Origin of the sequence: Pacificibacter marinus (genome assembly GCF_018860505.1) — a bacterium.
Lineage (GTDB): Bacteria > Pseudomonadota > Alphaproteobacteria > Rhodobacterales > Rhodobacteraceae > Celeribacter > Celeribacter marinus_B.
In genome coordinates this window covers 47,483-60,450 of record NZ_JAHKPU010000021.1, presented here as the reverse complement: position 1 = coordinate 60,450, position 12,968 = coordinate 47,483, and the positions used below count along the sequence as shown (strand labels likewise).

At 52.8% G+C, this 12,968-nt stretch carries 13 protein-coding genes; 7 read left to right on the top strand and 6 right to left on the bottom strand.

The window, feature by feature from the left end; translation table 11 throughout:
* From KO503_RS09120 to KO503_RS09095, 6 genes are all read right to left on the bottom strand, one after another.
* Positions 1-210: acetyl-coenzyme A synthetase N-terminal domain-containing protein (locus KO503_RS09120; protein ID WP_290122927.1), on the bottom strand; the 210-nt coding region annotated here is incomplete at its 3' end.
* 85 nt (positions 211-295) lie between these two features.
* Positions 296-1,060, bottom strand: coding sequence for an ABC transporter ATP-binding protein (locus KO503_RS09115; RefSeq protein WP_215991246.1), 765 nt, complete (start codon positions 1,058-1,060; stop codon positions 296-298).
* A 9-nt stretch (positions 1,061-1,069) separates the two neighbouring features.
* The gene (locus tag KO503_RS09110) at positions 1,070-1,831 is read right to left on the bottom strand and encodes an ABC transporter ATP-binding protein (RefSeq protein WP_215991245.1); all 762 of its coding nucleotides are present in this window, start codon (positions 1,829-1,831) and stop codon (positions 1,070-1,072) included.
* A 13-nt stretch (positions 1,832-1,844) separates the two neighbouring features.
* The gene (locus tag KO503_RS09105; protein ID WP_215991244.1) at positions 1,845-3,068 is read right to left on the bottom strand and encodes a branched-chain amino acid ABC transporter permease; all 1,224 of its coding nucleotides are present in this window, start codon (positions 3,066-3,068) and stop codon (positions 1,845-1,847) included.
* 3 nt (positions 3,069-3,071) lie between these two features.
* The gene (locus KO503_RS09100; RefSeq protein ID WP_215991243.1) at positions 3,072-4,103 is read right to left on the bottom strand and encodes a branched-chain amino acid ABC transporter permease; all 1,032 of its coding nucleotides are present in this window, start codon (positions 4,101-4,103) and stop codon (positions 3,072-3,074) included.
* A gap of 183 nt (positions 4,104-4,286) precedes the next feature.
* Positions 4,287-5,630: a substrate-binding protein gene (locus KO503_RS09095; RefSeq protein WP_215991242.1), complete on the bottom strand. Its 1,344-nt coding sequence runs from the start codon at positions 5,628-5,630 to the stop codon at positions 4,287-4,289.
* 271 nt (positions 5,631-5,901) lie between these two features.
* Between KO503_RS09095 and KO503_RS09090 the strand changes: the two genes are divergently transcribed.
* The 7 genes from KO503_RS09090 (at position 5,902) to KO503_RS09060 (ending at position 12,939) form a co-directional block, all read left to right on the top strand.
* On the top strand, positions 5,902-7,290 hold the full coding sequence (locus tag KO503_RS09090; protein ID WP_215991241.1) for a short-chain fatty acyl-CoA regulator family protein: 1,389 nt from the start codon (positions 5,902-5,904) through the stop codon (positions 7,288-7,290).
* Positions 7,291-7,485: 195 nt separating this feature from the next.
* The gene (locus tag KO503_RS09085; protein WP_215991240.1) at positions 7,486-7,896 is read left to right on the top strand and encodes a response regulator transcription factor; all 411 of its coding nucleotides are present in this window, start codon (positions 7,486-7,488) and stop codon (positions 7,894-7,896) included.
* Entirely contained in the window at positions 7,889-8,215 is a 327-nt protein-coding gene (locus KO503_RS09080; protein WP_215991239.1) for a hypothetical protein, read from the top strand. Before KO503_RS09085 ends, KO503_RS09080 begins: the two co-directional genes overlap by 8 nt.
* The gene (locus KO503_RS09075) at positions 8,216-10,921 is read left to right on the top strand and encodes an ATP-binding protein (protein WP_215991238.1); all 2,706 of its coding nucleotides are present in this window, start codon (positions 8,216-8,218) and stop codon (positions 10,919-10,921) included. It abuts the gene before it with no gap.
* A gap of 163 nt (positions 10,922-11,084) precedes the next feature.
* Positions 11,085-12,230 carry a FliM/FliN family flagellar motor switch protein gene (locus KO503_RS09070; protein ID WP_215991237.1) on the top strand — a complete coding sequence of 382 codons (1,146 nt, stop codon included), beginning with the start codon at positions 11,085-11,087 and terminating at the stop codon, positions 12,228-12,230.
* A gap of 256 nt (positions 12,231-12,486) precedes the next feature.
* Entirely contained in the window at positions 12,487-12,675 is a 189-nt protein-coding gene (locus tag KO503_RS09065; protein WP_215991236.1) for a hypothetical protein, read from the top strand.
* A gap of 36 nt (positions 12,676-12,711) precedes the next feature.
* Positions 12,712-12,939, top strand: coding sequence for a hypothetical protein (locus KO503_RS09060; protein ID WP_215991235.1), 228 nt, complete (start codon positions 12,712-12,714; stop codon positions 12,937-12,939).
* Positions 12,940-12,968 lie beyond the last annotated feature (29 nt).

Sequence of the window (12,968 nt, the reverse complement as noted above, 5' to 3'; positions counted from 1 at the left end):
GGCATACCATTTGATATCGACCTGACCAAAGTTGAAATTGGTCTGTTTGACGGTCGTGTAGGGCGTGATCCAATCCAAGATTTTGCCCTGTTCGCCCCAAAACGCCTCAGGATCCGCCACAGAGGCCGCATACATCGCCTCATAGCCCGCGCGATCAACATGAGCAGACGCCGTAAATGCGGCATCGGGTGAATAAGTCTTCGTCGTCATGATCGTCCTCCCCAGAACATCGTTGGTGCGCACGGTGGCAGTGCGGTTTGCCCTGCCGACCAAAATGTGGTGGGCAGGGAGTCACTTAAATCGCAAGGTATTCAGCGCGCAAGGCCTCGTTTTCGAGCACCTCTTTGGCTGAACCGTCAAAAACAACGGTCCCTGTGTCAAGAATGACCGCACGATCGGCAAGGTTCAAGGCGCGTACCGCATTTTGTTCGACCAAAATTGTGGTGATCCCCTGTGCTTTAATGATCCGAAGCGTTTTTTCGATTTCATCTACGATCACAGGGGCAAGGCCTTCGTAAGGTTCATCCAGCAAAAGCACCTTGATATCGCGTGCCAAGGCACGGGCGATGGACAGCATCTGTTGTTCGCCGCCAGACAGGGTCACGCCCTCTTGTTTGCGCCGTTCACGCAGGCGTGGGAACAATTCATAAATGCGTTCTAACGACCAGCCAATCGGTTCGACAATTTGGGCCAATTGCAGGTTTTCTTCCACTGTGAGCCCTGGAATGATGCGCCGGTCTTCGGGGACAAGACCAAGGCCTGCGATAGCGGCCTCATGGGCTTTCATCGTGTGCAAATGTTGATGATCGAGCCAGATTTCGCCATGCGTCACCATCGGATCGTCAAGACGTGCAATTGCCCGCAAAGTCGAAGTTTTACCAGCTCCATTGCGGCCTAAAAGGGCAAGGATTTCACCCTCGTGAACGTTAAATGAGATGCCTTGCACGATGTAGCTTTCGCCGTAGTAAGCGTGCAGATCCCAAACCGAAAAATACGCAGGCGCAGATTCGGCATGATTGGCGGCGATGTTTGTGGCGGTGTTAAATTGTTTTTCAGCCATGATGCGTTCCTAAACTTCCTGCGTTTCGCCCAAGTAGGCTTCTTTAACCTTTGGGTGGCCTTTGATGTTATCCGGCGTGTCCTCGACCAGAGGGGTGCCTTGGGCCAGAACTGTGATGCGATCGGCAAGGGAAAACACCACATGCATGTCGTGTTCGATGATCGCCATGGTGATATCGCGCTCTTCTTTGATCTGTTTGAGCAGATCGATGGTGTTGTTCGTATCGGCACGCGCCATGCCCGCTGTCGGTTCATCAAGTAACAAAAGACGCGGGTCTTGCGCCAGACACATGGCCATTTCGAGGCGACGTTTGTCACCGCGCGACAGAGACGAACCTGTCATGTGACGCTTTTCGATCATATTGACATCGATCAGCATTTGTTCGGCTTTGTTCACGATGTCTGGTTCTTGTTCGATGCTCTCATAAGCGTGCATCCGAAACGCGCCATCGCGTTTGGCAAAACAAGGGATCAATACGTTTTCCATGACAGTGAGATCGCCAAAGATCTCAGGGGTTTGAAAGACGCGGCTGATGCCCATTTGATTGATTTCATGCGGCTTTCGCCCCAGAACAGAGTTGCCATCAAAGGTGACAGACCCTGTATCTGGGATGAGTTTGCCGACCAAACAGTTGAGCAAAGTTGATTTGCCTGCCCCGTTTGGCCCGATGATGGCGTGGACTGTGTTCTCTTGCACTGAGAGATTGACATCTCCCAAGGCTTGCAAACCACCGAACCGTTTTCCAACGCCTTTGACTTCAAGAATTCCCATATCTGATAACTCCTTAAACGACGTGTTTGGACGGTGTGGGGGTGTGCTCGGGGTCGGGGGCGTCCAATTTGTCTTTGGGTTTGCCTCCGCGTTTGGTCAGTTTCTTGAGGCGTTTGATGCCCTCAACCAAACCACCCGGTAAGAAGGTCACGACCAACATGAACGTTAGACCCAAAGTGAGGTGCCAGCCTTCGCCGGTGAAGCGCGCAAAGACCCAAACCACGACTTCTTCCAGACCATCTGGCAACCAGTGGAACCAAGAGTGCAGAACACTTTCGTTGATTTTGGAAAAGATGTTTTCGAGGTATTTGATCACACCTGCGCCCAAAACAGGCCCCATCAAGGTGCCAGCACCGCCAAGGATCGTCATGATCACAACTTCGCCAGAAGCCGTCCAAAGCATACGATCAGCGCCTGCCAAAGGGTCCATCGCCGCCAGCAAACCGCCAGCAAGGCCAGCATACATGCCAGAGATCACAAAGGCCGCCAAAGTGTAGGGCTTGGTGTTCAATCCCATGTAGTTCATCCGCGTTTGGTTGGATTTCACCGCCCGCAGCATCATCCCGAAAGGTGAACGGAACAGGCGAATGGCGATATAGAATGCGATGATCGCGATGACCGCACAGAAGTAAAAACCAACGTTGAAGGTGAATACACGGTTCAGGGCCTCAAGCTTGTAAGAGCTGTTCATCGCCAAACCAAAGATATTGGTCACAGGCAGCGATGTGCTTTCAGTTGCTCCATCCAAGATACGCGGATCGCTTAAAGACAGTTGCAAACCTGTTTCGCCATTGGTGATGGGCGTCAACACGGAATAGGCCATTTTGTAGCACATTTGCGCGAATGCCAGCGTTAGGATCGAAAAGTAAATTCCTGAGCGGCGCAAGGAAATGTAGCCAATGATCACAGCCAGCAGACCAGAGACGATCATCGACAACAAAATGGCAGGGATCACGTTCATGGTCAGCAGTTTGAACATCCACACCGCCGCGTAAGACCCCATGCCCAAAAAGGCAGCGTGACCGAAAGATAGATAGCCTGTGAGGCCAAACAGGATGTTGAATCCAACGGCAAAGATGCCAAAGATCGCAACTTTTTGCATCAAGTCAGGGTAGCCGCCGTTGAACTGGTCAAGGCCAGAATCTGCCGCAAATGGTTGCATCAAGAAGGGGGTAAACAAAGTCAGCAAGATGACAATTAGCAAGAACTTTGAGTCAGTTTTGTTTAATCCAAGCATGGTTTACTCCTCCATCACGCCGCGTTTGCCCATCAAACCGCGGGGGCGGGTCAATAGAATGATGATGGCGACGACGTAGATTACGATTTGGTCGATGCCGGGAAGAATGGATTTCACTTCATTCATGGACGCGAAGCTTTCTAAGATGCCAAGCAAGAACCCTGCGGCCACAGCACCAGGCAATGACCCCATGCCGCCAACAACAACAACCACAAAGGACAGCACCAAAAAGTCCATCCCCATGTGATAGTTGGGCGACAAAATAGGCGCGTACATCACGCCAGCCATACCCGCGACAGCCGCCGCCAAGCCGAACATGATGGTAAACCGACGGTCGATATCGATACCCAGCAAGCCAACGGTTTCGCGGTCTGCCATGCCTGCACGCACAACCATCCCGAAGGTGGTGAAGCGCAGGAATGAAAACACAGCCCCGATCACAACCGCAGCAAACAAGAAATAAACCATGCGCCAGTAGGGATAGATGATCGCGTTCGGATCAAATCCAAACATCACGCCGAAATCGAATGAGCCTTTGAACACCTCAGGGGCAGGGGTGGAAATGGGGTTCGCACCGTAAAAGTATTTGATCACCTCTTGCAAAACGATGGCCAAACCAAAGGTCACAAGGATCTGATCTGCATGGGGGCGTTTGTAGAAATGCTTGATAAGCCCGCGTTCCATGATGAACCCAACAGCGATCATGACAGGAATGGAAAAGAGTATCGCAAGCGGCACAGCCCAGTCGATCATCGCGCTGCCAAATTCAGGGCCAAACCACGCCTCGACATAAGGTGTTTTGATGGTGGCAGGGTTGCCAAGAAAGTCGGTCTTTGTCGGGTCAATCGTTTCAAACGAGAGCGACAAAAGTCGTGACAGTGTCACCGCACAAAAAGCCCCGATCATAAAGATCGCGCCATGCGCAAAGTTGACCACGCCAAGCGTGCCAAAAATAAGTGTAAGCCCAAGCGCAATCAGCGCATAGGCCGAGCCTTTATCAAGCCCGTTTAGGATCTGCAGTAGGATGGCGTCCATCGTCCCCACCTGTTCATTTCTTCTGGCAAAATTCTGTCACATCCGCGCGGAGGCATGCCCCGTGCAGTGCGTGTGAAAAGGCCCAGATTTTGATTGAGTTGCTGTCGTTCGGTCGTTTCTTATTATGTTGGCTGGGCGCGCAGGGCGCGCGTCCAGCCGAAGCTTGGCATAATCCAAAACCCCTTATGCGCCTGGGTTACATGCGCCCAAAGCGCCCCCAGCAAACATCGGGTGATCTGCATCATAAGTCACTTGCGCCGCTGGTGTGACTTCCACAACTTCCAAGAGGTCGAACTCAGATGTTGGGTTTTCTTTACCGCGTACAACCAGAACGTCTTTGAAGCACTGGTGATCGTCTGCACGGTAGAGTGTCTTGCCGTTGCCCAAACCGTCGAATTCGAAACCTTCGAGAGCTTCTGCAACGGAACAGGGGTTGAACGATCCGCCACGTGCCACAGCATCTGCGTAAAGCAATGTCTGACAGTAAACGGTATGGGCCGCCTGAGAGGGTGGGAAACCGTATTTGGTGCCGAAGGATTTAACGAATGCTTTGGACGCATCGTCTTGCAAAGACCAATGCCAGTTCGTCGATCCGTGGATACCTGCCACGTTTTTACCAGCACCGCGTGCCATGAGGCGAGAGTAGAGCGGCACAACGATTTCGAAGTTTTTGCCGTTTACTTGCTTGTCGCGCAGGCCAAATTGTACCGCGTTTGTAAGCGAGTTGACCATGTCGCCGCCGTAGTGGTTCAAGACCAAAACATCTGCGCCAGAGTTCAGCACAGGCGCGATATAGGACGAGAAGTCACCAGCGCCAAGTGGCGTGCGCACTTTCTCTGCTGTTTTCCAGCCCATTGCTTCGGTCGCTGCTGCAATGGATTCTTCTTGGGTCCAGCCCCATGAATAATCAGCCGTCAGGTGGTACGCAGTGCGGTCTGTACCGTAGAGGTTTTTAAGCACAGGGGCCAATGCGGCCGCAGACATGTAGGCGTTAAAGAAGTGGCGGAAGCCATTGGCTTTTTTATCTTTGCCTGTTGTGTCGTTGGAGTGGGTGAGACCAGCCATAAAGATCACGCCAGCTTCTTGGCACAGCCCTTGAACAGCAATCGCCACACCAGAAGACGAGCCGCCAGTGATCATCACTGCGCCGTCTTTTTCGATCATGGATTTGGCAGAGGCACGCGCCGCGTCAGATTTCGTTTGCGTATCGCCAGTGACGTATTCGACTTTTTTGCCAAGAATGCCGTTCCCTTCCAGCGCTTTTGAGCTGAAGGTATTGAGCATACCGCCGTCGCCGCCGCCGTTGAGGTGCTCTACCGCAAGCTCATAGGCGCGCAATTCGTCTGCGCCCTCATCTGCGTAGGCGCCAGACTGTGGCACGTTAAAGCCAAGCGTGACCGTGCCGCCTGTTGGGTCATTGGTGAACGCTCGCGCGCCAGATGTGAAAATCGTGGGCAGGGCTAGGCCTGCGCCAGCAACGGCACTTGTCTTCAGCAAACCGCGCCGCGTTAGAAGTGAATTGGACATGGAAATCCTCCCTTAGGGTTTCAGTCCGCAAGATCTGCGCCTCCTCGCGCCGATGTTGCGTTTCCTGCCTCGCCCTTAACGATTGAGCTGTTAACAGGATGTCCAAGTATTGCGGGTGAAGTGAAAATGACTCAACAAGTGCTTTTGTTTAAAAGGTTTTTTTGTTAACAAATACACAAAGTACATAATTATATTGTAAAATGATTTTCGCGCGATTGCAGCATAGCCGTTTTGCGCTCGCAGAAAGCCATTGAAAGAACACGGGAATACTATGCCACGCTCAGCGCTAACAGGAACACGCATTCGTGAACGCAGGTCTTTGGAGGGTCTGAAACAGGCTGATTTGGCGCGCACTGTTGGCATTTCGCCAGCCTATCTTAACCTTATTGAACACAATCGGCGCAGAATCGGTGGCAAACTGCTTGTTGATTTGGCGCGTGAGCTCAAAGTCGAAGTTTCGGCCCTGACCGAAGGTGCGCAGGCTCCCTTGATTGATGGGTTGAAAAATGCCGTGGCAGAAAGCGGTGCTGTGCAATACCCGATTGAAACAGACCGTATCGAAGAATTCGCAGGGCGGTTTTCAGGTTGGGCTGGGCTTGTTGTGCAGCAACGCGAGCAAATCACCACATTGGAGCGCCGCGTCGAAGCCCTTAGTGACCGATTGGCGCATGACCCGTTCTTGTCTGACGCTTTGCACGAGGTGATTTCAACCGTGACAGCGATCCGGTCCACGGCTGGGATTTTGAACAATGGCGGCGACATTGATCCTGAATGGCAGGTGCGATTTCACCGCAATATGTATGAAGACAGTCAACGGTTGGCCATGGGGTCGCAAGCTTTGGTGCGCTATCTGGACACTGTCGGAAAGGTGGACGAGGCACCAAATGCACCACTGGACGAAGTCGAACGCTGGTTGGCCAGCACAGCTTATGCTTTGCCTGACCTTGATGTAGATACAGATGGCCATGGGGCGGCTGATGCAAACCTTGATGCAGACTTGGTTGGGGCGTCACAAAGCGATCTTTTGACCTCGCCTGCGGCCCGATCTATGGCCGCACGTTGGTTGACGCGTGCCCGTGCCGATGCTGCCATGATGCCGATTGAGACAGTCGAAGAAGTCTTGACCACCCGCGGTCCTGATCCGGCGGCCTTGGCGCAGCGGACAGGCGCTGATCTGGCCGCAGCCATGCGCAGACTTGCGACACTTCCTCCAGCCGAAGGCCGTGCCGATCTGGGGCTGGTGACCTGTGATGGCTCTGGAACCTTAACCTTTCGCAAACCCCTTGATGGTTTTGCGCCGCCGCGGTTTGGCGCGGCTTGTCCGCTTTGGCCTTTGTACCAAGCGCTGTTGCGCCCCTTAGCCCCTGTGCGGCGAGTGATCGAACAAATGGGCCAACCGCCACGTCAATTTCTGGCCTATGCTGTCTGCCAGCCTGTCGCTCAAGCTGGATTTGATGCGCCTGAGGTGGTTGAGGCCACGATGCTTTTTGTTCCTATGGATGCCGCAACGGCAGCTTTGCCAAACGGACACAGCTTGACGGCAGCGCAGGTTTCCGGCGATGTCGTTGAGGTCGGCACGAATTGCCGCGTTTGTGCCCGTGCGGGCTGTCCTGCGCGCCGTGAGCCGTCTCTTTTGGCGATGGAGCATTCCTCGTCATAAACCTGTTTGAAGGGCGCGCTCTAAGTGCAACAGGCTTTGACATGATGCGGTAAGCGCCCTAAGCAGGATGAAATACACATTGTTGTGACCCGATCTTTGGGAGAGGAAAGGGCTCAAGCGCTTAGATTTTAGCGTGAGGACAGGCGATTTTAAAAGATGGCTAATCTTTTAATCGTATAGGAGAGGGACAGTCAGATGAGCAAACGTGTCTTGCTGATCGAAGATGAACCAAACATTATTGAGGCGATAAGATTTATCTTGTCGCGCGACGGTTGGATTGTGGAAACGCATTCTGATGGGGCCACGGCTGTGGCGGCGGTGGGCAAAAAGCGCCCTGACATCGTCATCTTAGATGTGATGTTGCCCGGAAAATCAGGTTTTGATATTTTGCGCGAACTGCGCTGTGATGCCGATCATGCAAATTTGCCCATTTTGATGCTCACTGCACGTGGACAGAAAAAAGATCGCGATATGGCACAGGCCGCAGGTGTTTCGGCCTTTATGACAAAACCGTTTTCCAACTCCGATATGCTGGATGCCGTGAATGCTTTGGTGTCAGAGCAACGGGTGGATTTAACGGTTGCGGATGCGCCGCGCGATGAGTGAACATCGGCGTTCTCCGCTGTATTTGGCGCGTGCGTCTTATCGCAGGCGACGTTTGATTGATGCGCAAAGACTTTTGCCGATCTTTTTGTTTTTACTCTATTTAGTTCCGTTGCTTTGGGGCGGTGCAGGCAGCGACGAGCCTATCGGCGGCGGCGTGCGTGGTTATGTGCATATTTTTACCGTTTGGATTGGTGCCATTGTGGCTGCTGGGTTGATTGCACGGGCATTGATGCGGGATGACGCGCTTGACAGTGACACGGCGCAGGAAAATCCCGTTGAACCTGCGGGCAAAAGCCCTTTTGGTGACGGGTCGTCTTAGATGTTATCGTTTAACCTTCTTGTCTTGGCTTGCCTGAGCTACGCGTTGTTTTTGTTTGCTGTCGCGTTCTGGGCAGAAAAACGCGCCGAGCGGGGGCAGCTTGGATGGTTGCGCTCCCCTGTCATCTATACGCTGTCTTTGTCGATTTACTGCACAGCTTGGACGTTTTATGGCGCTGTCGGTTATGCCGCGCGTTCGGGGATTGAATTCGCGACGATCTACATGGGGCCGACCATGGTGATGATCGGCTGGTGGTGGATTTTACGCAAACTTGTGCGCATCGGGCGCACTCAGCGGATCACTTCGGTGGCGGATTTGATCTCATCGCGTTACGGCAAATCAACCACTTTGGGGGTATTGGTGACCGTTCTGGCTGTGGTCGGGACGACGCCCTATATTGCGCTGCAACTTCAATCCGTTGCCTTATCTTTTGCTGTGTTTGGTGTGGCCAATCCAGGTGGTCTTGTGGAGCCAGATCTGAATCACACAGCCTTATGGGTGGCCGCAGGCCTGGTCTTGTTCACCATATTATTTGGGACACGGAACCTGGATGCCAACGAGCGTCACCACGGCGTTGTGACTGCCATCGCGCTGGAAGCTGTGGTCAAGTTTTTGGGTCTTGTCGGGGTCGGTATTTTCGTTGTCTGGGGCATTGGTGACGGGGTGGGTGATATGTTGGCGCGGATCGATGCCTCGCCTGTATCTAAAGTCAACATCGATGGTACTCGGTTTATCACGTTGACGATCCTATCTGGTGCCGCGTTTTTGACCTTGCCACGCATGTTCCAAGTCTTGGTGGTTGAGAACGCCGAAGAGCGGCATTTGTTCACGGCAGGCTGGGCTTTTCCGCTGTATCTTTTTGGCATGTCTTTGTTTGTAATCCCCATCGCAGTGGTGGGGCTGGACGTGCTGCCTGCGACATCCAACCCTGATATGTTCGTTCTGACTTTGCCGTTGAAGTATGATCAGCAAGGTCTTGCAACAATTAGCTTTTTGGGTGGATTTTCATCGGCCACATCCATGGTTATTGTCGCTGCAATTGCGCTGTCAACCATGGTATCAAACCATATCGTGATGCCCATTTGGCTGTCGTTTCGCAAAGACGGTGCCACTGTCTCGGGCGATGTGCGGTCTGTCGTGTTGCTGTCACGTCGCTTGTCTATCGCGGGCGTTTTGGCGCTGGGATATTTCTATTTTCGCCTCTCTGGCGGGTCCGAAGCTTTGGCCGCGATTGGGATGATTTCGTTCACGGGGATCGCGCAGGTGTTGCCAGCCATGCTTGGAGGGATTTTCTGGCGCGGAGCCACGCGTACAGGGGCCATCGCAGGAATTTTGGTTGGCTTTGCGGTTTGGGCCTATACGATGTTTTTGCCGTCATTCGGCGAGGCAGCGGGCTATAGCGCAGATCTTTTGGCGCATGGGCCTTGGGGCGTAAATCTATTGCGCCCACAAGCCTTGTTTGGAGTGATCGGCGTTGATCCCGTTGTTCACGCCGTTGTCTGGTCCTTGGCCTTGAACACGGGGGTGTTTTTACTGGGGTCACTTGTATCATTTCCCCGTCCTGTTGAACGTTTGCAAGGGGCGCAATTCGTCAATGTGTTCGAGCACACGGGCTCCACGCGCAGCTGGGCACAAGGCACAGCCGAGGCCGAAGATTTATTGGTGATGGCGCAGCGCATTATTGGCGCGTCTGAAGCGCAGACCTTGTTTCATGTCGAGGCTGAAGCGCAAGGAAAGCAAGGCTACCTGCCAGATGCCACGCCGCAGTTTTTGGAACGGTTGGAACGCGAATTGGCTGGATCTGTGGGGGCGGCGACAGCCCATGCGATGTTGGGGCAAATCGCGGGCGGCATTGTTGTGTCAGTTGAGGATTTGATGGCCGTGGCTGATGAAACGGCGCAGATGTTGGAACATTCCAGCCAGCTTGAACTGCAATCCGAAGAACTGGCGCGTACGGCGCGTAAGTTGCGTGAAGCCAATGAAAAACTCACAGAGTTATCTATTCAAAAAGACGCATTTCTAAGTCAAATTTCGCATGAATTGCGCACGCCGATGACCTCTATTCGCGCCTTTTCGGAAATTCTGCGCGATGGTGGTCAGTCGAACGAGCCAATGGACCCGACAAGCCTGACTCGGTTTTCAGGCATTATCCACGACGAGGCGCGGCGATTGACGCGGCTGTTGGATGACCTGTTGGACCTGTCTGTTTTGGAAAATGGTCAGGTTTCGCTCAACTGGTCGCGCACCAATTTGCATGATGTGATCGAGCGGGCTTTAGACACTACGGCACAGGGGCTTGAGGGACAAGATTTGGGTATCGAACGTAATGCCATAAGCGAACATATTGCGATTGAAACAGATACTGATCGTCTGGCTCAGGTCTTTATCAATCTCATCGCAAACGCCCGCAAATACTGTGATGCCGATGTACCGGTTTTGCGTATCACGGCGCGACGTTTGGTCAATGATCATATCCAAATCGACTTTGTGGATAACGGTTCAGGCATTCCTAAGCACAAGCAGAACATGATTTTTGAGAAGTTTTCCAGATTGACGGATCAGGCAAAAGCGGGCGGCGCGGGCTTGGGGCTGGCGATTTGTCGCGAAATCGTGGCCAATTTGGGTGGCAGTATTTCCTATCTGCCAGGTCAAGGCGGGGCGGCCTTTCGCATTGATGTGCCACGGGTGCATCACAAAGGGCGTTGACCTTGGGCAAAGATGTTGCCGTTTTGTGTTAAAATGACGCGATGAAAATATAATACGCTTCAATCAACGATTTATTTACCTCGTCTGGTCAAAAGTGAAAGAAACCCATTCGGGGATCTTAAATTGAGCCAAGACCACTTCAACACGCTAAAGATGCAGCGCAATGTCTGACGATGATCTCATTTCCGCAATGCGTCGCAAGGCTGGCGTTGGGCGTCCTCCGCCTGAGGTCACATCTATGTCTTCTGCAAAAGCCTTGCGCTTGGCTGCAGCCAAAGCGGCTGAATACTGCACGGGCATGGTGATGCAGGTGACTGATGTGATGGAAAAACTTACATCGACCAGTCGCCTGCCAGATCAAATCTCTGACAATTCCCTCTTGGCCTTGCTTGAAGGACCTGAAAATGCTTACGGTTTGGCTGTGTTTAGCCTCGCTGTCACGACCTCTGTTGTGGAACAGATGACCACCGGCAACGTGCAAAAACACATGCCTGAAGAACGCAAACCCACCTCCACAGATTCCGTGATGTGTTTTGAGCTGATTGACCAAATGCTCGCACATTTCGAACATATCGTTCAAGAGGCTGCTGACCCACCAGACATTGAGGGTTATCGTACTGCCGCGCAATTGTCTGAGACGCGGTCCATTCCTATCGCCTTTGATGACATTCGCTACCGCATGTTCCATATGACCGTCGACTTGGGGCAGGGCCTGCGCAGCGGTGAAATTATGTTCATCTACCCTGCGTCTCGCCCAAAACCAAAACCTGAACTAGGGTCGCAATCGGATTGGCAAAGAGACTTCAAGACCTCGGTGATGAGGACTGAGGCCAATCTTGATACCGTGTTGCACCGTGTCTCATTGCCTTTGTTGGATGCGGCAAACTTGGGCGTTGGCATGACCATCCCAATCCCGCATAAGGCGTTGATGCGTGTTGAACTTGTCGCAGACGGGCGTCGCGTTTCATTTGGTCGGTTGGGGCAGGTGGACGGCCACCGCGCCATTCGTGTGGATATGGATGCACCTGCCAGTCTTGATGGTCATCATGACACGGGCGATGGCTTGAGTGGCCTTGGAAAGGCTGGCATGGGGGGCACGGATTTCCCTGCACTCGAGGCGGATGGCATGCCTGATAATTTAAAGGCTGACATGCAAAGTGCAGACGCTTTTCCTGCGATGAAAAGTATGTCCGATGATTTTCCATCGCTCGGCGACATGGGAGGCGATCTGCCGCCGCTTGGTGATATTGGCGATCTCGGGGATCTGTCTGATTTTTCCGCCTTGGGCGATTTACCCTCGATTGATTGACCTGCATCAAGGCAGTCCACGTCAGTTTGCGCGATCCTTTTGACGAAGGGGGCCGCTTATGATGGATAACGACAACATGCGTCCACGCCGTCGAGATGCTGTGTTTCGAGATCGGATCGCGTTTGGGTGTCCGATTTTATCACGATGATATGGATAAGACGCGCCATGAGGCTCTGTCTTATGTGCCCAGTACCTGTGCCGCCGCATGAACCCTTATGAAACGTTCACTTTAATCTGCACACCTCAGGAGGATCATATGTACACCAAAACCGATACTAAAATTGATCAAATCGTCGATGACCTTGTGGTCGATGATGTCGTTGCCAAGCAGCTGAAGACCAAATTGCACGAGCAGATCGACCCCAGATTTGGCGAGATCACGCAAGCGCAACCTCAAGATGATGACGATACCGGAGACGATTTGTGGGATAATATCCCAGTTTAGACGACAGCATATTTATAATATGAAAGGGAGGCCGACATGGCATTCGAAGCGCTTAAAATCCAAGCTTATATGATCCTTGACGAAATTGCAGCGCGTCCCGCGGATCGACATATCTTACAAGAGAGTTTGCGCGAAAAACTGTCTGAATTGCGCGCTATGGGCTTGCCCTTGCCGCAAGATCTTGTCGACTTGGAGCGCGTATTGAAGCAAAACGAGGCAGATGCCGCGTATCCAATTGCCTCTCAAGGTCGCACAAGCGATTGATCCAAATGGTAAATTTGGCACAGAGCCAC

Excerpts from the sequence above, each read along its gene's own strand:
- KO503_RS09070 (WP_215991237.1), top strand. The coding sequence starts at position 11,085 with ATGTCTGACGATGATCTCATTTCCGCAATGCGTCGCAAGGCTGGCGTT.
- KO503_RS09085 (WP_215991240.1), top strand. The coding sequence starts at position 7,486 with ATGAGCAAACGTGTCTTGCTGATCGAAGATGAACCAAACATTATTGAG.
- KO503_RS09095 (WP_215991242.1), bottom strand. The coding sequence starts at position 5,630 with ATGTCCAATTCACTTCTAACGCGGCGCGGTTTGCTGAAGACAAGTGCC.
- KO503_RS09105 (WP_215991244.1), bottom strand. The coding sequence starts at position 3,068 with ATGCTTGGATTAAACAAAACTGACTCAAAGTTCTTGCTAATTGTCATC.
- KO503_RS09100 (WP_215991243.1), bottom strand. The coding sequence starts at position 4,103 with ATGGACGCCATCCTACTGCAGATCCTAAACGGGCTTGATAAAGGCTCG.
- KO503_RS09060 (WP_215991235.1), top strand. The coding sequence starts at position 12,712 with ATGGCATTCGAAGCGCTTAAAATCCAAGCTTATATGATCCTTGACGAA.
- KO503_RS09065 (WP_215991236.1), top strand. The coding sequence starts at position 12,487 with ATGTACACCAAAACCGATACTAAAATTGATCAAATCGTCGATGACCTT.
- KO503_RS09075 (WP_215991238.1), top strand. The coding sequence starts at position 8,216 with ATGTTATCGTTTAACCTTCTTGTCTTGGCTTGCCTGAGCTACGCGTTG.
- KO503_RS09115 (WP_215991246.1), bottom strand. The coding sequence starts at position 1,060 with ATGGCTGAAAAACAATTTAACACCGCCACAAACATCGCCGCCAATCAT.
- KO503_RS09080 (WP_215991239.1), top strand. The coding sequence starts at position 7,889 with ATGAGTGAACATCGGCGTTCTCCGCTGTATTTGGCGCGTGCGTCTTAT.
- KO503_RS09090 (WP_215991241.1), top strand. The coding sequence starts at position 5,902 with ATGCCACGCTCAGCGCTAACAGGAACACGCATTCGTGAACGCAGGTCT.
- KO503_RS09110 (WP_215991245.1), bottom strand. The coding sequence starts at position 1,831 with ATGGGAATTCTTGAAGTCAAAGGCGTTGGAAAACGGTTCGGTGGTTTG.